Raw genomic sequence first — 17,783 nt, 5'->3', positions numbered from 1 at the left:
TTTCAAGGCGGCTTTTTTATGCGCAAACGCGCCAATCGCTGACTTCAGTCGCAAAGCATTAAAAAATCGGCTAAAAAGGGCCAGACGGATTCATCAATAAGACTGGCTGAAAAGTCAGCTTGGCACCTTGCAAGGGACTTTGTATGCCTCACCCTGTTAATACGGCTAACGCGTCGGGTCTGCGAAGTCGTTTCAAGCGTGACCACCATGCCACGCTGAAAAGCCTGCGCAGCGAAAAAGTACGCCTGTTGTATGAAAACTTGTGGTCGCCTGTGCTGGCCAGCGTGCTGGGTGGGATATTGCTGGTGGCTGCGCTCTGGCCGGTGGTGGCGCACTGGAAGCTAATCGGCTGGCTGGCACTGTTAGTGATGGTCTCAGGCTTGCGTCTTGGCCTGGCCTACCGCTTTCAACGCTTGCCGGCCTTGGAGCAGCGGCGCCAGCGCTGGCTGCGATGGTTCAGCATCGGCGCCATCTCGGCGGGTAGCGTATGGGGCCTGGGCAGCTTTGCACTGTTCACCGGCGATCACCCTGGCCAGGTGGCGGCGCTTTCGATTGTGGTCGCCGGTATCTCAGCGGGCGGGGTGACGACGCTTTCAGCTATCTGGTGGGTGGCGCTTGGGTTTGTTCTGCCCATCATGCTGCCATTGATGGTGCAGTTTTTTCTGCTTGGGTCGTCGCTTTCGTTACTGATCGGCTCGATGCTGACGCTATTTCTGGGGTTGATCGTCGTGACCAGCCGCCGTTTGAGCCGCATCATCCACGATAATATTTCGCTGCGCGTCAACATGGCGGCGCGCGAGGCGCAGTTGATGGAAAGCGAGGACCGCTACCGGTCGATTTTTGATCAGTCGCCGCTTGGCGTGCTGCACTTTGACGATCAGGGCACCATTACCGACTGTAACGGCAAGCTACTGGAGATTCTTGGCGTTGAGCGTGGTCAGCTAATGGGTTACTGCATGCTGGCCCCAGGTGCGGATAAAGCGGTTGCCCGGGCGGTCAGCGACGCCTTGAACCAGGGCACCGGTTACTACGAGGGGACTTATCAACTCCCCAAAGCCTCTGTAGGCACGCCGCTGCGCGCCTTTTTCAACGGGGTGCATAGTACTCGCCAGGAGATGGTCGGTGGGGTGGCCATGATCGAAGATTTCAGCGAGCGCAAGCAGCATGAGGCGATTATTTACCGCCAGGCCTACTACGATGCGCTGACCGATCTGCCCAATCGGCGCATGTTCATCGAGCGCCTGGAAACCCTTTGCGGCGATGATCAGTACGCCAGCGGTCTGCTGCTGTTCATGGATCTGGACCGTTTCAAGCTGATCAACGATACCCTGGGCCACGCTGCCGGTGACGATTTGCTGATTCAGGTGGCGCGCCGACTGGAAGGCTGTCTCCATAAGGGGGACATGGCCGCACGGCTGAGCGGCGACGAGTTCGTGCTGCTGGCGTTGACCCCTACCACCACGCCCAAGGCCCTGGAAGACTGGACTGAAGACTATATGCAGGCCGTCCAGTTAGCCCTGTCAGCGCCTTATCGGTTGGAAAGCCATTCGGTGGACGTGACCCCGAGCATGGGATACACCTGCTTCCAGGCCAGTGGCTGTGACCATGGTGAACTGCTGAAGGAAGCCGACCTGGCCATGTACCAGGCCAAGACGGAAGGGCGCGCGCAGCGCCGCCGCTACCAGCCATGGATGCGGGAGGAAGCGCAAAAACTGGCCAGTGCCGGGATGCCTGCTGAAAACTCGGCTAGCTGAACTGGCCGCAGAGTTCAAACGCAAGCTTTTGTCGCCAGGTTCCCGTAAATCGCCTAAAAAAAGAGATCGAGTCGCCGATTAATAATAAAGGCTCGAACGCCTGAGCTCAGGTGATATGTGTGGGCAATGCTATGAAGGGGATGTTTTTAAATGCCACAGTCCTTGAGTGCGGCGATCCTGTCGGGTCTACGGCGCCGGTTTGAGCGTGAAGATCCTGATAAGGCCTGTAGCCTGATCAGTGAAAAAGTGCGCATCCTCTACAGCAATTTATGGCAGCCCGTGTATGCCGGTATTCTAGGGGCGCTTCTTTTGGTCAGCATCATGTGGGAGGTCGTCGCTCCTGCTGTTTTAATCGGCTGGCTAGTCGCCATTATTGCTATCTCTCTGATTCGCTTGCGGCTGGCTTTCTTGTTTCTGCAGTCCGACGCGTCATCACAAGCGCAACCGAAATGGATATTCTGGTTTGCGTTCACTGTCTTTGTGGCGGGGTGCGTTTGGGGAACAGCCGGTTTTCTCATGTTTGTCCCCGAGCGACCTGAATACATCGCGGCGCTGGCGATTATCCTGTCGGGTGTGGCAGCCGGTTGCGTGACCATGATTTCGGCGATTTGGTGGATAGTACTATTGTTCATCTTGCCGATTGGTCTGCCTCTGCAATGGATGTTCGTGACGTCCGTGGTGCCTACCCACACCATGATGGGCATCATAATGACGGTATTTTTAGGGCTGCTGATTGTCACCAGTCGACGCCTGGGGCTGATCATTCACGACAACATTTCACTGCGGGTCAGCATGGCAGCCCGCGAAGCGACGATCTACCGCCAGGCCTACTATGATGCATTGACCGACCTGCCCAACCGACGCATGTTCATCGAGCGGCTTGAGGCGCTTTGCACCGATGGAAAGTCCGCCAGTGGCCTGCTGCTGTTCATGGATCTGGACCGTTTCAAACTGATCAACGATACGCTTGGCCACGCTGCCGGTGACGACTTGCTGATTCAGGTAGCGCGCCGCCTGGAGGGGTGTCTACACGCAGGCGACATGGCCGCTCGACTCAGCGGTGATGAGTTCGTGCTGTTGGCGTTGACCAATACCGCTACATCAAAGGCGCTGGACGACTGGTCTGAAGCGTATATGCAGGCGGTACAGCATGCGCTTTCGGGCGCATATAAGCTGGATACCCACTGGGTAGATGTGACGCCAAGTATTGGTTACACCTGTTTTCAAGCTTGTGGTTGTCAGCATGACGAGTTATTGAAACAAGCCGACCTGGCCATGTACCAAGCCAAAATGGGAGGCCGCGCCCAGCGTCGACGCTATCAGCCGTGGATGCTGGATGAAGCGAAAAAACGGGCCCGGTTCCGTTCCTCGGCTGACGATTCGACTAGCTGAACTGGCCACTGATCAGGAGCCATAGCGCGATCAGGGCGAAATGACCAGGGTACCAGGCCAGCCATAAGCGCCTGGGCATGGTCCACTGAAGGGTGGGTATGCGCTGTGCGACGCCTGCTGCTAGCACCAGAACGACAATACAGGTGCCTACCGTAAACGACTTGGCCATATCGGAAGCATTCATCTGGCCTGCTATCCATAAGACCGGAAAAGCCGCCAGTCCTGCCCATAGTCGCGCTGAAAAATGACGCTCGGCGTCGTTCAACGCCTGCATGGCAAACATCAGCAAGGGAATCAAAAGCAATCCGTAGTGGCTATATTCGACCCAAAAGCCGAGTAGATACCATAGGGTGACCCCTGCCGCTGCACCGCCCAGCAGCCAGCCAAAGTGAATGCTTTCCTGCTGATAGTGCTGCCACCCCAGCCGTACCAGTGACCCCAGCGCGAGGCCGGTAGCCAGCGTAAAGCAGATGTTGAGGATGAAGGCGTCGGATTCACGCGGCATCAGCATGTAAGGCAGTTGCGCGATCACCCCGATAATCAGCATGCGCCGGGCGTAACGCATCGGGTTCCGCGTATTGAAAAGGCCGTGCCAGGCGACCATCGCGGCAAACAGCGGGAAGGCAATACGGCCCACGGATGACCCCACCCACTCAAGGCCCCAGCCCTCGGGTATGACATAGCGCGTCACATGGTCCATCGTCATGGTGAACAGAGCGAGCCACTGTGCCCAGCCTGTCCAGTGCGATGAGGGTTTTGCTGAAACCGCCATAGTACCTCCCTGTGAATGACGCTAAGTGGGGCTTATCAATGGATAATGCTACTAATGCAAAGACCGAGAGATAGAGCGTCGGTTCACTTAAGGCTCAATGAATCTTGGTCGGGGAGGCTAGAAAGGTCAGGCGGTGATGGAGATAGGTAAGGCGGTCGTGGAGATAGGTTAGCAGTCGATAAGACAGAAGAAGTCCCTCCCCATAAGGCTGGGGAGGGGGATTGCTTACTCTGCGTCGAAGTAACGCGCGTAGATTTCGTCGTAGGTGCCGTTGTCACGAAGGGTTTCAAGGGCTTCGTTGAACTGCTCGGCAAGTGCTTCATCGCGCTGGCGGAAGGCAATACCGAAACCGTCGCCGAAGTATTCTTTCGGCTCGGTCAGCATGTCGCCGACAACGATGTAGTCGCCTTCTTCACTTTCCAGCAGGGTGGATTTGCCCACCGGGAAGTCGAGGAACAGGATATCCAGACGCTCGGATTCCATGTCCAGCACCATGTCATCGGCGGTTGCATAGCGGTTGATGTCCGCCACATCGCCATACATGTCGGTGACGTAGTTGTCCTGCAGGGTGCCGCGCTGTACACCGATAGTCATGCCGGTGAGCGTCTCTTCGTTGACGGCGTCAAACTCGACGCCTGCAGGGGCAAACCAGGCAGACGGCGGCGTGATGTAGGGGTCTGAGAACAGCACCTGTTCGCGACGATCATCGTTGATGGTCATGGACGACATGATGGCATCGTATTTACGTGACAGGAGGCCAGGAATGATGCCGTCCCAGCCTTGAACAACCCATTCGCAGCTAACGCCGATTTCTTCGCAAAGGGCGTTGCCCAGATCAATATCGAAGCCAGTGAGGTCACCGTCAGGGGTGCGGTATTCCATTGGCTCGTAGGGAACATCCACGCCGATGCGAACTTCTTCGTAATCCTGCGCCTGGGCACTGGATGCAGCCATCGCCAGGCCAAGTAGAGAAAGTGTTAGGACTTTTTTCATTATGAGTCTCCTGATGGACGTAATTCACCAAGTGGTGAGGAACATAACCTTCGTCAGCTTAGCGCCGACAACAATGTTTTGTCGACGTATGAACTAACGTTTGTTTCACACTACCCGGTTTGGGGTTGTAGATGGGCCAGCAGTTTTTTCTCCAGATGGCGGAAGAAATACAGAATCGCAAAGGTGAGGCACAGATAAATGGCCGCGACGAATAAAAAGGCATCGAAGGGCGCGTAGTAACGGGCATAGACAAAGCGCGCCGCACCGGTCAGGTCCATGATGGTGACCACGCTGGCGATCGCGCTGGCGTGGAGCATGAAAATCACTTCATTGCCATAGGCGGGCAGGGCGCGCCGGAAGGCACTGGGAATGATGATCCGACGCATGGTCAAGCCGGGGGACATGCCGTAAGCCCGCGCGGCCTCGATTTCGCCTTTCGAGGTGGACTTGATGGCACCGCGAAAGATTTCGGTCGTGTAGGCGGCGGTATTAAGCGTGAAGGCAATCAATGCCGGTACAAAAGGGTCTTCCAGAATGAGCCACAGCCATGTCTCCTGGATGCCGTCAACGAACACCACACCGTAGTAGATCAGGTAGAGCTGGATGAGTAGCGGGGTGCCGCGAAAGACGTAGGTGTAGGCAAAGATTGGCCATTTGATCCAGGCATGCCTGGAACCGCGACCAATGGCGAGCGGCACCGCCGCAATAAGCCCGATAATCAGCGAGAGGAAAACGAGCTGAACGGTGGTCGTCAGGCCTTCGCCGTAGTGGGCCAGCGTTTGCAGGGTGAAAATGCTGTTATCGGCGAGCTGGGTTTCCAGCCAGGTAAGTAGGGATTCCATTAGTCTGCCTCCCCGTACCCGATGTCATAGCGCTTTTGCAGGCGGATAAATATCCACTCCGAGACGCTGGCGATCAACAGGTAAATGAGCGCCACCACAATCATGAAGGTGAACGGCTCGCGGGTGGCCTTGGAGGCCTCGGACGCCACGCGGACCATGTCGGAAAGACCGATGACCGAGACCAGCGCGGTGGTCTTTAGCAATACCATCCAATTGTTGGACAGGCCTGGCAGGGCGTGGCGCATCATTTGCGGGAAGCGGATGCGCCGGAATACCAGTGAATTGCTCATGCCGTAAGCCTTGCCGGCTTCGATTTGGCCGTGATCCACCGCCATGAAGGCGCCGCGAAAGGTTTCGCCCATGTAGGCGCCGAAAATCAGCCCGATGGTCACGACGCCCGCGACAAACTCATTGATATTAATGAAAATATCGATATCAAATTGATAGTACAGCCAGTCGGTGATCATGTTGACGCCGATTTGCCCGCCGAAGAACAGCAGCATCATCAGCACCAGGTCGGGAACGCCGCGGATAACGGTGGTGTAAAGCGTCGCGGTACGGTGGGCCAGCCAGCTGCGCGACATCTTCGCGCTGGCGGTGATAAGCCCGAGTACCACGGCGAGAAGCAGCGATAACAGGGCTAGCTGAAGCGTTACGCCGGCGCCTTCCAGCAAGCGCGGGCCGTAACCATGAAGATCAAGCATAGTGAGCCTCGCGTATCAGTATTTGGGCGCCAGGAACTGCTGCAGGCGCGGAGATTGAGGGTTGCCGATCAGTTCTTCAGGCGGCCCCGCTTCTTCCACCATGCCTTCGTGGAGGTAAATCACCTGGCTGGAGACGTCCCGGGCAAAGCCCATCTCATGGGTGACCACCACCATGGTGCGGCCTTCTTCGGCCAGGCCATGCATGACGTTGAGGACATCGCCCACCAGTTCAGGATCCAGCGCCGAGGTGGGTTCATCGAACAGCATGACCTCCGGGTCCATGGCCAGCGCGCGGGCAATGGCGCCACGCTGCTGCTGGCCACCCGACATCTGCGCTGGGTAGGCATTCGCACGGGCCGTCAGGCCGACCCTTTCAAGAAGTGCATGGGCGTGCTCGATGGCTTCTTTCTTGGGTTTGCCCAGTACATGGATCGGCGCCTCGATGATGTTTTCGAGCAGCGTCATGTGTGCCCACAAATTAAAGCTTTGAAACACCATCGACAGCTTGGCGCGCATCTGCACCACCTGCTTCCAGTCGGCGGGCTCGCGGCCACGGCGGGTGTTCTTGAAGCGGATTTCTTCGCCGTGCACGTAAAGGTCGCCTTCGTCAGGCTGTTCAAGCAGGTTCATGCAGCGCAAAAAGGTACTTTTACCCGACCCTGATGCCCCAATGAGGGTGATGACATCCCCTTTATGGGCCTGTAGGGAAAGGCCTTTCAGAACTTCCGTATCGCCGAAGCGTTTTTTTATATTACGCACTTCAAGAGGAATAGGCGTAGCGGCCATGTGCTTGGCTCCAATACTGGGTTGCCGCGGCAACAGTGAATGTTGGTGGCGGCTGGCGCGAAAAAAGGGGCGATTCTATCAGGCTAAACGGCCGATGCACGTTCTCCTGGTGTTTTTAATGGCTCAACGTTAGTCGTAGACAACGTCAAGCAGGTGATCATCGCCAGTGGATTGTTGTTGTCATCCCTTAAGCATTTGTGGGTGGTGCGCAGGGAACCACCAAGAGCGCGGCGCGCGCGCCAATTTCAACGTTGGCATTGGGAAATACCACGTGGAGCGGGGTATCGCCCACCCGATATTCACCGGTTTGGCTGTCGTTGGCTAAGCAGGTTCCAGGCGCAAAATGGGTGAAATTGGGGGTGTCATCGTCGAAGCACAGCGTGAAATGGTCGCCGTGGCGCATCAACTCATGCCGTACGCGGAAAAACGTCACCGCTTCAATGTCACTTTCCGCCGGTGTAGTGCCTTCGCTGAGCCGACCCAGCAGGGCCTGCATCGGCGTAAGCGATGCCATGTCGTTCTGCCCGAACGGCGCTACCCGGCCCAGCTCGAAGGTAAACGATTGAGCGCCGTGATAATGCTTGCTGTAGTGGGAGAATGTCCAGCTATGTTGGTGCTGGTGCAACACGGCCTGCATATCGGCAGCGGCCAGCCACTGCCACTGTTCGCTGTGTGTGTCGCTATCCCCATAGGGCTCCACGACAAAACGCGGGTAGAGGCTAGCGCGAATCGCCGTGTGGAGATCGTAGTGGAGCTTGGGTAATGCAGCGTTGTCGCTGAAAAAGTCATCAACCTCGGCCATCAGCTGGCGCGCCCGGTCCGGCTCGTCGCCGCTCGCAGAGAGCCCGCGCTCGAAGAGTCGATTGAGGTTGGTGTGGATAAAGCGCTGCTGGGCCTTGAGAGCAGGAATATTGCCAAGAATCACCAGCACCGGGGCGCCGAGCGTTAGCGTTCCGGCTTCCAGTTCGCTCAGCCAGGCACCTAACAGTTCGACGGGGGCGGTTTCGTTGCCGTGAATGGCGGCTGAAAAGATACAGGCGTGCGCATCGGGCCGTTGACGGTGCGGCGTCAGGCGCATAACGCCGGGCGCGCTGATGTCGAAGCGACCACTGGCAAAGGTGCCTTTGCGGGGCGTATCGCGCTGCTCGTCGAGGGTCCAGTCCAGCCACTCGCCTAGCATGCTGGCACCTCGTGGCGGGTAACAGCGCCAGAGAGAGAACTTCGCCGGGTAACGTTGTGTTGTGTCATTGGCAGTGCAACAAGCTGATAAACGTGGCCTACCTTTACCATCTTCCGCTTGACCGGCAACCCTGGGCGTCGTTCGAATGAAAAAGCGCGGTGGCATCGTGAAAGATTGCCGATAAAAAACGCCCGGGAGCTACTTGCTGTGCAACTCGGGCGTTATCGATCCTGCTCGATGGTCAAGCTGAACGCTGGCGCTGCATTTCTTCGTTGTATTCTTCGGCAAGCGCGGTTTTCTGCGGGTCTTCAAGGCCTCGTCCGGCGAGCTGAAAGACCTCGTGTTCTTCTTCATCCAGGTGATGGGTGACCAGGTGCTGGAGTTTCTTGGCGTGGGTCAGCCAACTGGTTGCGCTGAAATCGGTGTCGTCGAGCAGCTCGATCATTTCGTCGATTTCGTGGTGCTCAGCCACGCTGTGGCGCGCTTTTTCCTGGGTCAGGTCAACGTCCATCATGGGGATGTAAAGCGCGCGCTCTTCGGCATTGGCGTGAAATTTCAATTCCGCGCGAACCTGCTGATAGAGCTGCTCCCTTTCATCGCTGTCGCCATGGGTTTCCACCAGGCGCGCCAGGAGGTCGCGCTGAATATCGTGGTCTTTACGTAACGCTTCGAAAATTGTCATTCCTTTCTCCATGGATGCAGGGGTGAAGTAAAAGCTAGTCAGCGAACGACGAAAGCGCAAATGGCAGAGCATCGATGAAATCGATGCTCGCGGTCGAAAACATTCGCTTTTTTCTACGCGCTACTGCGTTATGTTGTGTTTATCAACTCAGACATCATCAATCGCAGCGCAAAGGAGTGAGCAATGACGAAAGTACTGGTGCTTTACTATTCCATGTATGGTCACATCGATACGCTGGCGGCGGCCGTTGCCGAGGGTGCCAGGAGCGTCGATGGCGTGGAGGTTACCGTCAAGCGCGTGCCGGAAACCATGCCGGAAGAAGCCTTCAAGAATGCCGGTGGCAAGCAGGATTTCACGACGCCTGAAGCAACGCCACAGGAGCTTGCCGATTACGACGCCATCATCTTTGGCACCCCCACGCGCTTTGGCAACATGGCCGGTCAGATGCGTACTTTCTTTGACCAGACTGGTGGGCTCTGGGCGAATGGCGCGCTGCGCGGCAAGGTGGCCAGCGTGTTTACCTCTACCGGCACCGGCGGCGGCGATGAAATGACCATCACGTCTACCTGGACCACATTGGCCCATCACGGCATGGTGATCGTGCCGATTGGCTATGGTATCGAAGAGCAGTTCGATATTTCCAAGGTAAGTGGCGGTACACCCTATGGCGCCGCCACCATTGCCGGTGGTGATGGTTCTCGCCAGCCGGATGATCGCGAACTGAAAATTGCCCGCTTCCAGGGTGAGCATGTTGCAGGCATCGCGGCCAAACTGGCCAGCTAATCGCTTGCAGCTGTGGCACAAGAAAGCCTCGTCGGCATCATCCGGCGAGGCTTCTCTCGTTCAGGTATCGCCAATGGCTAGGCGCCGCGTGCCGCCGTATAGATGGTGTAGACGGATTGGCTGGCGGTCATGAATAGCCGGTTTCGATCCTGACCCGCAAAACACACGTTCGAGCAGACTTCGGGCAGCAAGACACGTCCGAGCAAGGTGCCTTCCGGGGAGAAGACCACGACGCCGTCGATGCCTTCTCCACCATTGGCACTTGACCAGATATTGCCATCTACATCGCACGTCATGCCGTCGAAAATCGTATCTTCGCTGGTCACGATCACTTGCCGGTCGCTGACACTGCGGCCATCTTCGCCAAGCGTCCAGCGGATAATTCGCGCAGGCTCGTCGAAATGGGTAGGCGCACTGTCACTTGCGTAGAATCCCTCGCCATCCGGTGTCATGACAATACCGTTTGGCTTATGAATGTCATCGGTCAGCATGATGGGTTCATCGAGGCTGTCATCAACGTAATAGATCGCCGTGTCGAGTTCCAGGTCGCGTTTTTTCCCTTCATAGTCGAAGTGAGCACCATAGCCGGGATCAGTGAAAATCACGCCTCCTGACGGTAGGGCAATGACATCATTGGGGGCGTTGAGTGGCTTGCCTTGATAGCGCTCGGCAAGCACCGTTGTGCTGCCATCCCACTCGTAGCGCAGAACGCGTGAGGGGTAGTGTTCGCAAGCGATTAGCCGACCCTGATGATCGAAGGTGTTGCCGTTAGAGTGCCCGACATTGTCCCTAAGAACGCTGACCTGCCCCGTGGCTTCGTCCCAACGCATCTGCTTGGCACGGGGTATATCCCTGAACACGACATAGCGACCGATGGCGTTCCAGGCGGGTCCCTCTGCCCAGAGCCCTCCGCTCCAGTGTCGCTCCAGAGGACTATTGAAAAGCATGTAATTACTGAAGCGTTGATCCTCGACCTGCCAGGCGTCGATGGGATATCGCTCCGGGGTAGGGCCAGGTGAGGACTGCCACGCAAAAAGCTGAGGTGATGTACCGACGGCGGCCAGGGTGGCCGTTGCCGAAAGAAACTGACGGCGTCCGAGTTTCATAGCATTGTCCTGATTGTTGTTTGAAAACTTGTTATGAGCGAGTGAAGCAGGCTTCACTCGCTCTCAGGAAAATGTAGAACATAAAGAGTTGGAAGTCATACATTGGCTGCCCGGTTGGGCTTGTTCGGGCAGCCAGTCGCGACGTCAGTGTCGGCCTATGCTAATGAGTGATCAAGACGACGTCAGTGCGCGCCAATTCGCTCGGCAATGGCCTTGCCCAGGCTTTCCGTGCTGCCTTGTCCGCCGATATCGCGGGTGAGCGCTTGGCTATTGCCGTCACTCAGTACGGCTTCAATGGCCGTGACCATTGCTTCCCCGGCTTCTTGATAACCCAGGTGTTCGAGCATCATGGCGCCGGACCAGATCTGGCCGATGGGATTGGCGATGCCCTTGCCGGCAATATCCGGTGCGCTGCCGTGAACCGGCTCAAACAGACTGGGGAAGTTGCCTTCCGGGTTGATGTTGGCCGAGGGCGCAATGCCGATAGTGCCGGTACAGGCGGGGCCTAAATCGGAAAGAATATCGCCGAACAGGTTGCTGCCCACCACCACGTCGAACCAGTCCGGGTGCAGCACAAAGTTGGCAGTCAGGATATCGATATGGAATTTATCCACGGCGATCTCTGGATAGCTGTTGGCCATCTCCGCCACGCGCTCATCCCAGTAGGGCATGGTGATCGAGATGCCGTTGGACTTGGTGGCTGAGGTCAGCTTTTTACGCGGGCGGGTCTGCGCCAGGTCAAAGGCGTACTTGAGGACCCGGTCAATGCCGGTGCGGCTCATCACCGTTTCCTGAAGGACGATTTCGCGCTCGGTGCCCTCAAACATTTTGCCGCCGATGCTCGAGTACTCGCCCTCGGTGTTTTCGCGCACGACGTAAAAATCGATATCGCCGGGCTCGCGGCCTGCCAACGGACTTTTGATGCCGGGCATCAGCTTGCACGGGCGCAGGTTGATGTACTGATCAAAGCGGCGACGGAACTGCAACAGCGAGCCCCACAGGGAAATATGGTCGGGCACCTTGTCGGGCCAGCCCACCGCGCCATAAAACAAGGCGTCGAAGCCTTTCAGCTGCTCGAACCAGTCATCCGGCAACATGCTTCCGTGTTCCAGATAGTAGTCGCAGCTGCCGAACTCAAAGGTGGTGAATTCCAGCGGGATGTTAAAACGCTTGGCGGCAGCTTCCAGCGCACGGATGCCTTCGGGCATGACTTCGGTGCCAATGCCGTCGCCGGCAATCACTGCAATACGGTGGGCCATGGTGACTCCTGTTTAGGTAGGCGCAATGAGCTATTTACTAGAGCTATTTACTATGAGCTATGCACAATGAGCGATGCGGTAGCGTGTCGTTGTAAGGTGAGTGTAGTCCCTATAGCAAAGAAGATAATTAGTCTATGATGCAAGCTATTGTTGCCTTGAGGTAAAGAATCAGTGACTCCCCTGGATGATTTGGCATTTTTTCAGCAGTTGGCGCGGGCTGGTAGTTTGACCGCTACCGCGCGGGAGTTGGGTCTCTCGCTCTCGGCGGTCAGCAAGCGGCTAAAACAGCTGGAAGCCCGGCTGGGCGTGATGCTGGCGGCGCGAACCACGCGGCGCCTGACACTGACGGCTGAGGGTGAGCACTATCTGGCCCGAGGGGGACTGATTCTTGAAGAGCTCGACGAGCTGGAAAATGGCCTCGGGGATTCGTTCAGCCAGGCACTTGGCGGGCGATTGCGGGTAAACGCCACCTTTGGTTTTGGCAGGCGACATGTCGCGCCGTTGCTGTCCGGCTTTTGTGTCGAGAACCCGGCGATTGAAAGCTGGCTGGAATTGACCAATTTTCCGCTGAATCTAAGCGACCACGGTTTTGATGTGGGGGTGCGCATCGGCGAGCCGCCGGACTCCCGCCTGGTGGCCAGGCGAATCCTGGTCAATCGTCGCGTGCTTTGCGCATCGCCCGGCTACCTCGAACGGATGCCTGCGTTAACCACGCCTGCCGATCTGGCGCAGCATAGCTGTCTGGTCATCCGTGAAAACGACAGTGATTTTCCAGTGTGGAGGTTCGAGCGCTGCGGCTCGCCAGCCAATGTTCAATCGGTAAAAGTCAGCGGTCGACTTGCCAGTAATGACGGCGAGGTGGTGACCCGCCTGGCGCTCGAAGGTCATGGGGTGATGCTGCGTTCCTGGTGGGATGTCAACGAGCACCTTGCCAGTGGCGCGCTGGTGCCGTTGTTACCCGGCTGGCAAGGCGTGCGTGCGGATTTCTACGCGCTATTTGAGCATCGTCGTCATATACCCAGGCGCATCAGTGCCTTTATCGATTACCTTCAGGAAGAAATGGCCATGCGCGTGCCTGCCATGCCGCTTTAGCGCTCGGGGCATATTTCTCCATGGGCGACATCAATCAGTTCGTCGGTTGGAAAATCCAGCTCGGCCGCCCGCTCGCGCAGGCGGTTTTCCAGCTCGCTGTCCATGTCCGGCGTCCGCGAAAGAATCCAAAGGTAATCACGGTTGGGGCCTGATACCAGTGCCCACTGGTAGTCATCATCCAGCGCCAGAATGTTGTAACCGCCGTAGAAGGGGCCAAAGAAACTGACTTTCAGTCGTCCGATATCGTCATCGTCGATAAAGTAAGCGCGCCCTTCGGCTTCATCCCAGGCCTGTTCCTCCGGGTTGTAGCCGCGGTTGATCACTCGGACGCCGTCATCCTCGCGAAGGCTGTAAGTCGCCGTCACGCATTGAAGTCCTTCCTCGAAGGAATGATCCAGCCGGGCGATTTCATACCACTGGCCCAGGTAGCGGTCCAGCTCAAAGCCGGTAACGGGCTGAGTACCGTCGGGAATGCCGGTACAACCGGCAATGGCAGCACTGCCAAGGACGACCTTCCATGGTTTTAACACCTTCCATGGTTTTAACATTGTCTGCTCCTGAGGTGACGGGTGGTTGCTAATCCGGGCGTCGCCCATAACAATGAATAGCGTGACTCACTCATTATGTTAAGGCGATGGTTATGTGGCATCAGGATGAAATTCACCTAACCGAGCGGCCACGGGGCTTTCATCTTATCACCCACGAGCTGGTCGAGGCTCTACCCTGGCTGGCGGAATGTGAGATGGGCGTTTTGCACCTGCAGCTACTGCATACCTCGGCCTCGCTGACGCTCAATGAAAATAGCGACCCGGATGTTCGCCATGATATGGACGCCTTCATGCGTCGATTGGTGCCGGAGGGGTTGGATTATTTCCGTCATACGCTGGAAGGCCCGGATGACATGCCTGCCCATGTCATGGCAAGCCTGTTGGGAACTCAATTGACACTGGCGGTGCGTGATAGCCGCTTGGTGCTGGGAACATGGCAGGGGGTTTGGCTCGGCGAACATCGCGAGCAGGGCGGCCAGCGACGCGTCATGGCGACACTTACCGGGAAAGCTGACCCCTAATCAGTCGCCTTTTACAAAGACTCAATAACGGGGTGCTGGGGCAGGTTGAAGCGAGGGGCTTTTTCCAGGGCCGGGAAATACTCCCGGCGACTCCGGCATCCCCGCCCTCCATGGCGGTCATATGGAAAACCAGATGGAAAAGTAGCTCCCTCGACAACGTTAACGGCGCTTGTTACTCGTTAAGCTGGCTCTCGATAACCGGCCAGGCGGGGTCGCCGTCGGTGGTGGTCACGTCGGCGAGCATGGCTTCCACCCGTTCGGCGTTTTCGTTGATCCACTGCTCGGCGACACCGTCCAGTTCACGCTCTTCCTGGCCGAACTGCTGGATCATCCAGCTCTGTTCTTCGGCGCTGAAGGTGAACTGTTCAAAGAACGTCACGACATTGGGGTTGGCGTCGGCGTAGCCGGAACGCATCAGCGTGAGCACTTCGCTTTCACCATTGTTCTCGCCGAACAGGTCTTTCTCGTCGTCGAGATAGCGCATTGGTAACTCAAGGTTCATCCAGTGCGGTGTCCAGCCAACCCATACGATGGGCTCTTCACGAGAGATCGAATCGCGGGCGGCGGAGAGCATCGCGACTTCGCTGGTGTCGACCAATTGCCAGTCGCCGAGTCCCCAGGTGTCGTTATCAATGGCGTTGTTGAGGATTTCGCTGGCCGCTGAACCGGCACCAAAGCCATGAATTTCGCCATTCAACTGGTCACGGTAATCATCCAGATCGGCGAAGCTTTGCAGGCCGTCTTCATAAAGGTATTCCGGCACGGCCAGGGTCATTTGCGCGCCATCGACGTTGTTGGCTACATCGACCAGTACGCCGGACTCCTTGCGCGGGTTGAACATCTCACGCTGAGCCGGCAGCCAGGCACCCAGGAAGGCATCGATATCGCCGCTTTCAATACCCTGGTAAATCACCTGCAGGCCGATTTCCTGGGTCGTGGTCTCGTAGCCTAGCGGGTTGAGCAGCTGCTCGGCGATGGCGGTCTTGACGGTAATGCCTGGCCAGGCAGGCACGCCAAAGTCGAGGGTCTGGTCATCGGCGTGGGCTGCTGAAGCAAACAGCGCTGCACTGGCAAAGGCAATGCCCGAGGCGAGAGGTTTCAGATGTGTCATACGATCTCCTTGCTTGGTTTATTGTCAATGCATGCTCGTCATGTGCTTCTCATGCATCTTTTCATGCGCTTTCTCACGCGCTATTTCATGAACTGTTTCATGCAGTACGCGCCAGAACACGAAGCTTGGAAGCGAGCATGTCACGGTCTAGATAGGTGCCCTGCAAGTGACGTGCGCCGCTGTTGGGGTCGAATTCGCGCCGTCCATGGAGGACACGGCGGTTATCGAACGCCACCATCTGGCCGGGTAGTAGGGTGAACTCGATCTGGTGCGCCTCGCTGTGAAACAACTGCCATAGAACGCGGTAGGCGCGGTACCAGGCGGCCATCTTGGGCGCCGGCAGGTGCAGCGTGTCGCGAATCCAGTTGTTGAGGCGCATTTCGATGAGGTTGCCGTCAGCGTCGAGCTTGATGACCGGCTCACGCACTGAAATGTCGTGCGTGTCGTCCTGAAAGCGAAAATCGATCGCGGTTTCGCTCAGAATCTTCAGGGCTTCCGGATTCTGTTGGCGTAATGCGTTGACCACCCGTGCGCCATCGGCAAACAGCGATTGACCGCCACTCGCCTCGTTCTGCAGGCAGTAGAGCAGTTGAATATCCGGCGGCTGACGCCAGTTGGGCAGGTCGATGTGCAGCGGCAGGCCGACGGCGGTGTAGGCGGCATTGTTGGGGTTGGGCTTTGAGCGGACATCAAAGCGCGAGCCAAAGTTGGTGGCACGCTGGGGGCCGATACGCTCCGCCAGGCGGCTGACTTCTTCCTCAACCAGCGGGCCTTCAGTGATCAGCGCCAGACCATCGCGCAACATGGCCGTCAGCCAGGCTTTTTCGCCGTCGGGCGTCAGGAAATCGGCATGGGGGATGCGCTCAGGGGTGAACTGATCCCGCCAGGGGGTCAGCGATGGAACGGCCGTGGGGATCTCGGCTTCCGGGCGGCGCTGGTAAAGCCATCCGCTGTGGAAGGCACTTTCGTGGCCATCCTGCCAGGTCAGGTAGAGATGTCCACCCGCAAGTTCGATTGCTGGCGTTTCACTGATATCCTCAAGCGGCAGGTACAAGCGCTCGCGGGTTTGCGGGTGCCGACAGGCAGGGCAGGCGCAATGGTCGCGCAGCCAAAGTAGCGGTAGCATGGTGTGCTGGCCATCCTGCCATGTAAGGCGGATGCCTTCATCGGTGGGCACTGCCTCAGTTAGTGATGGACCGTCCTGGTAGGGGGCTAGTTCGCCCATTTGCGGCGCTTGGTATTGCTCTTCAGCGAAAACGGCACTGTTCATCACTTCCTCCCGGCATTGACTAAATAACGCCCATCTAGGATGCGCAGTCGCATTGGCAGTGACAAACGATTAATCTGACCCCTGAGACCCCGTTCAGCTTATAGGTTGCTTTCCCATGAGTGCATTGCCGCCGTTACTATGGCTACAGGCCTTTGAATCCGCCGCCCGAACGCTCAGCTTTACCGCTGCCGGTAACGAGCTGGGGGTGACCCAGGCGGCGATCAGTCAGCGCATTCGACTGCTGGAGGATCGTCTGGGGCAGAAGCTGTTCGTCAGGCATGCCCGAAGCCTGACCCTTACGCCCGCCGGGCAGGCCTGGCTGCCGAGTATTCACGATGCCTTCGCGCGGATCAGCGAGGGCACCTCGGAAGTGTTCGGCATGACCCTCGAGCAGCCGGTCACCCTGCGCGCCACACCGGTCATTCAGCAGGTGTGGCTGGCGCCGAGGCTGATTCAGCTGCATCACCGGCATCCCAAGCTATCGCTGCGTCTGGTCAGCGCCATCTGGCCCGATGATTTTGGCCCGGAGGGCGCCGATATCGAAATTCGCTATGGGCGGGGGGACTGGAGCGGCGTCGAGATGTACCCGCTAGGCGACGAGCAGCTATTGCCCGTCTGTACCCCCGCTATCGCTGCAACGCTCGGCGCGCCGAGCGACCTGGCCGGGCACACCCTGCTCCACGCAGTGGGCTTTGGGGTTGGCTGGCCTGGCTGGTTGCAGACGGCGGGGGTGTCACATGTGGAGGCACAGTGCCACGCGCTGACCTGCGATAATCAGGTCATGACGCTGGCGCTGGCAAGCCAGGGAGGCGGTGTTGCGCTGACGCATCGTCGCCTGCTCGAGCAGCGCGATGATCTCGTGGCACCGTTTTCGGTCAGCGTGCCAAGTGAGGAGCGTTTCTGGCTCGTAAGGCCCAGCCGTCGTATCGTGAGCGAAGACGCTGAAACGGTATGGCAGTGGTTGATAAAAGCGATTTAGCAGGAGAGT

At 57.7% G+C, this 17,783-nt stretch carries 18 protein-coding genes; 6 read left to right on the top strand and 12 right to left on the bottom strand.

The window, feature by feature from the left end:
* Window positions 1-143 precede the first annotated feature (143 nt).
* Entirely contained in the window at window positions 144-1,754 is a 1,611-nt protein-coding gene (locus R3F64_RS17000) for a diguanylate cyclase domain-containing protein (protein WP_332612713.1), read from the top strand.
* Window positions 1,755-1,904: 150 nt separating this feature from the next.
* Window positions 1,905-3,146, top strand: coding sequence for a GGDEF domain-containing protein (locus R3F64_RS16995; RefSeq protein WP_332612710.1), 1,242 nt, complete (start codon window positions 1,905-1,907; stop codon window positions 3,144-3,146).
* Here the strand turns inward: R3F64_RS16995 and R3F64_RS16990 are convergent.
* The 7 genes from R3F64_RS16990 to R3F64_RS16960 all read right to left on the bottom strand — a co-directional run bounded on the left by R3F64_RS16990 (window position 3,139) and on the right by R3F64_RS16960 (window position 9,105).
* Window positions 3,139-3,918 carry a TraX family protein gene (locus tag R3F64_RS16990; RefSeq protein ID WP_332612708.1) on the bottom strand — a complete coding sequence of 260 codons (780 nt, stop codon included), beginning with the start codon at window positions 3,916-3,918 and terminating at the stop codon, window positions 3,139-3,141. The two genes, R3F64_RS16995 and R3F64_RS16990, sit on opposite strands and share 8 nt — an antisense overlap.
* A 225-nt stretch (window positions 3,919-4,143) precedes the next feature.
* A complete protein-coding gene (locus R3F64_RS16985; RefSeq protein WP_085919842.1) occupies window positions 4,144-4,911 on the bottom strand; it encodes a transporter substrate-binding domain-containing protein in 768 nt (255 codons plus the stop codon).
* 110 nt (window positions 4,912-5,021) lie between these two features.
* A complete protein-coding gene (locus R3F64_RS16980; protein WP_085919841.1) occupies window positions 5,022-5,753 on the bottom strand; it encodes an ABC transporter permease in 732 nt (243 codons plus the stop codon).
* Window positions 5,753-6,457: an ABC transporter permease gene (locus R3F64_RS16975; RefSeq protein WP_085919840.1), complete on the bottom strand. Its 705-nt coding sequence runs from the start codon at window positions 6,455-6,457 to the stop codon at window positions 5,753-5,755. Before R3F64_RS16975 ends, R3F64_RS16980 begins: the two co-directional genes overlap by 1 nt.
* 15 nt (window positions 6,458-6,472) lie before the next feature.
* On the bottom strand, window positions 6,473-7,243 hold the full coding sequence (locus tag R3F64_RS16970) for an ABC transporter ATP-binding protein (protein ID WP_085919839.1): 771 nt from the start codon (window positions 7,241-7,243) through the stop codon (window positions 6,473-6,475).
* Between the two features lie 187 nt (window positions 7,244-7,430).
* Complete coding sequence (locus R3F64_RS16965) at window positions 7,431-8,423, bottom strand: succinylglutamate desuccinylase (RefSeq protein ID WP_199284890.1); 993 nt, start codon at window positions 8,421-8,423, stop codon at window positions 7,431-7,433.
* Between the two features lie 241 nt (window positions 8,424-8,664).
* A complete protein-coding gene (locus tag R3F64_RS16960) occupies window positions 8,665-9,105 on the bottom strand; it encodes a hemerythrin domain-containing protein (protein ID WP_085919837.1) in 441 nt (146 codons plus the stop codon).
* Window positions 9,106-9,288: 183 nt separating this feature from the next.
* Between R3F64_RS16960 and wrbA the strand changes: the two genes are divergently transcribed.
* The gene (gene wrbA / locus R3F64_RS16955) at window positions 9,289-9,888 is read left to right on the top strand and encodes an NAD(P)H:quinone oxidoreductase (protein ID WP_085919836.1); all 600 of its coding nucleotides are present in this window, start codon (window positions 9,289-9,291) and stop codon (window positions 9,886-9,888) included.
* Between the two features lie 77 nt (window positions 9,889-9,965).
* Here wrbA and R3F64_RS16950 read toward each other — a convergent pair whose 3' ends face one another.
* Window positions 9,966-10,994: an SMP-30/gluconolactonase/LRE family protein gene (locus tag R3F64_RS16950; protein ID WP_199284891.1), complete on the bottom strand. Its 1,029-nt coding sequence runs from the start codon at window positions 10,992-10,994 to the stop codon at window positions 9,966-9,968.
* 182 nt (window positions 10,995-11,176) lie between these two features.
* Entirely contained in the window at window positions 11,177-12,253 is a 1,077-nt protein-coding gene (locus tag R3F64_RS16945) for a tartrate dehydrogenase (protein WP_199284892.1), read from the bottom strand.
* A 171-nt stretch (window positions 12,254-12,424) separates the two neighbouring features.
* On the opposite strand from R3F64_RS16945, the gene R3F64_RS16940 reads away from it, so the two are divergent.
* Window positions 12,425-13,345, top strand: a complete 921-nt coding sequence (locus R3F64_RS16940) for a LysR family transcriptional regulator (RefSeq protein WP_085919833.1) — start codon at window positions 12,425-12,427, stop codon at window positions 13,343-13,345.
* Here the strand turns inward: R3F64_RS16940 and R3F64_RS16935 are convergent.
* A complete protein-coding gene (locus R3F64_RS16935) occupies window positions 13,342-13,893 on the bottom strand; it encodes a lipocalin family protein (RefSeq protein WP_199284893.1) in 552 nt (183 codons plus the stop codon). The two genes, R3F64_RS16940 and R3F64_RS16935, sit on opposite strands and share 4 nt — an antisense overlap.
* A gap of 92 nt (window positions 13,894-13,985) precedes the next feature.
* On the opposite strand from R3F64_RS16935, the gene R3F64_RS16930 reads away from it, so the two are divergent.
* Window positions 13,986-14,414, top strand: a complete 429-nt coding sequence (locus R3F64_RS16930; RefSeq protein WP_085919831.1) for a secondary thiamine-phosphate synthase enzyme YjbQ — start codon at window positions 13,986-13,988, stop codon at window positions 14,412-14,414.
* Between the two features lie 172 nt (window positions 14,415-14,586).
* Here the strand turns inward: R3F64_RS16930 and R3F64_RS16925 are convergent, their stop codons facing one another.
* Together R3F64_RS16925 and R3F64_RS16920 are read right to left on the bottom strand one after the other, a co-directional pair.
* Window positions 14,587-15,525, bottom strand: a complete 939-nt coding sequence (locus tag R3F64_RS16925; protein WP_085919830.1) for an ABC transporter substrate-binding protein — start codon at window positions 15,523-15,525, stop codon at window positions 14,587-14,589.
* Window positions 15,526-15,622: 97 nt separating this feature from the next.
* A complete protein-coding gene (locus R3F64_RS16920) occupies window positions 15,623-16,795 on the bottom strand; it encodes a TauD/TfdA family dioxygenase (protein WP_233337374.1) in 1,173 nt (390 codons plus the stop codon).
* A gap of 115 nt (window positions 16,796-16,910) precedes the next feature.
* On the opposite strand from R3F64_RS16920, the gene R3F64_RS16915 reads away from it, so the two are divergent.
* On the top strand, window positions 16,911-17,774 hold the full coding sequence (locus R3F64_RS16915; protein WP_085919829.1) for a LysR substrate-binding domain-containing protein: 864 nt from the start codon (window positions 16,911-16,913) through the stop codon (window positions 17,772-17,774).
* Window positions 17,775-17,783 lie beyond the last annotated feature (9 nt).

It is taken from the genome of Halomonas sp. 5021 (assembly GCF_036663435.1).
Classification (GTDB): domain Bacteria; phylum Pseudomonadota; class Gammaproteobacteria; order Pseudomonadales; family Halomonadaceae; genus Vreelandella; species Vreelandella janggokensis.
Note: the sequence above shows the minus strand (reverse complement) of the source record. Positions and strands in the feature narration are given on the sequence as shown.

Bases quoted from the DNA above. Each gene is read 5' to 3' on its own strand.
- R3F64_RS16950 (WP_199284891.1), bottom strand. From the start codon at position 10,994: ATGAAACTCGGACGCCGTCAGTTTCTTTCGGCAACGGCCACCCTGGCC.
- R3F64_RS16935 (WP_199284893.1), bottom strand. From the start codon at position 13,893: ATGTTAAAACCATGGAAGGTGTTAAAACCATGGAAGGTCGTCCTTGGC.
- R3F64_RS16990 (WP_332612708.1), bottom strand. From the start codon at position 3,918: ATGGCGGTTTCAGCAAAACCCTCATCGCACTGGACAGGCTGGGCACAG.
- R3F64_RS16925 (WP_085919830.1), bottom strand. From the start codon at position 15,525: ATGACACATCTGAAACCTCTCGCCTCGGGCATTGCCTTTGCCAGTGCA.
- R3F64_RS17000 (WP_332612713.1), top strand. From the start codon at position 144: ATGCCTCACCCTGTTAATACGGCTAACGCGTCGGGTCTGCGAAGTCGT.
- R3F64_RS16930 (WP_085919831.1), top strand. From the start codon at position 13,986: ATGTGGCATCAGGATGAAATTCACCTAACCGAGCGGCCACGGGGCTTT.
- R3F64_RS16975 (WP_085919840.1), bottom strand. From the start codon at position 6,457: ATGCTTGATCTTCATGGTTACGGCCCGCGCTTGCTGGAAGGCGCCGGC.
- R3F64_RS16980 (WP_085919841.1), bottom strand. From the start codon at position 5,753: ATGGAATCCCTACTTACCTGGCTGGAAACCCAGCTCGCCGATAACAGC.
- R3F64_RS16965 (WP_199284890.1), bottom strand. From the start codon at position 8,423: ATGCTAGGCGAGTGGCTGGACTGGACCCTCGACGAGCAGCGCGATACG.
- R3F64_RS16915 (WP_085919829.1), top strand. From the start codon at position 16,911: ATGAGTGCATTGCCGCCGTTACTATGGCTACAGGCCTTTGAATCCGCC.
- R3F64_RS16985 (WP_085919842.1), bottom strand. From the start codon at position 4,911: ATGAAAAAAGTCCTAACACTTTCTCTACTTGGCCTGGCGATGGCTGCA.
- R3F64_RS16920 (WP_233337374.1), bottom strand. From the start codon at position 16,795: ATGAACAGTGCCGTTTTCGCTGAAGAGCAATACCAAGCGCCGCAAATG.
- wrbA (WP_085919836.1), top strand. From the start codon at position 9,289: ATGACGAAAGTACTGGTGCTTTACTATTCCATGTATGGTCACATCGAT.
- R3F64_RS16960 (WP_085919837.1), bottom strand. From the start codon at position 9,105: ATGACAATTTTCGAAGCGTTACGTAAAGACCACGATATTCAGCGCGAC.
- R3F64_RS16945 (WP_199284892.1), bottom strand. From the start codon at position 12,253: ATGGCCCACCGTATTGCAGTGATTGCCGGCGACGGCATTGGCACCGAA.
- R3F64_RS16970 (WP_085919839.1), bottom strand. From the start codon at position 7,243: ATGGCCGCTACGCCTATTCCTCTTGAAGTGCGTAATATAAAAAAACGC.
- R3F64_RS16995 (WP_332612710.1), top strand. From the start codon at position 1,905: ATGCCACAGTCCTTGAGTGCGGCGATCCTGTCGGGTCTACGGCGCCGG.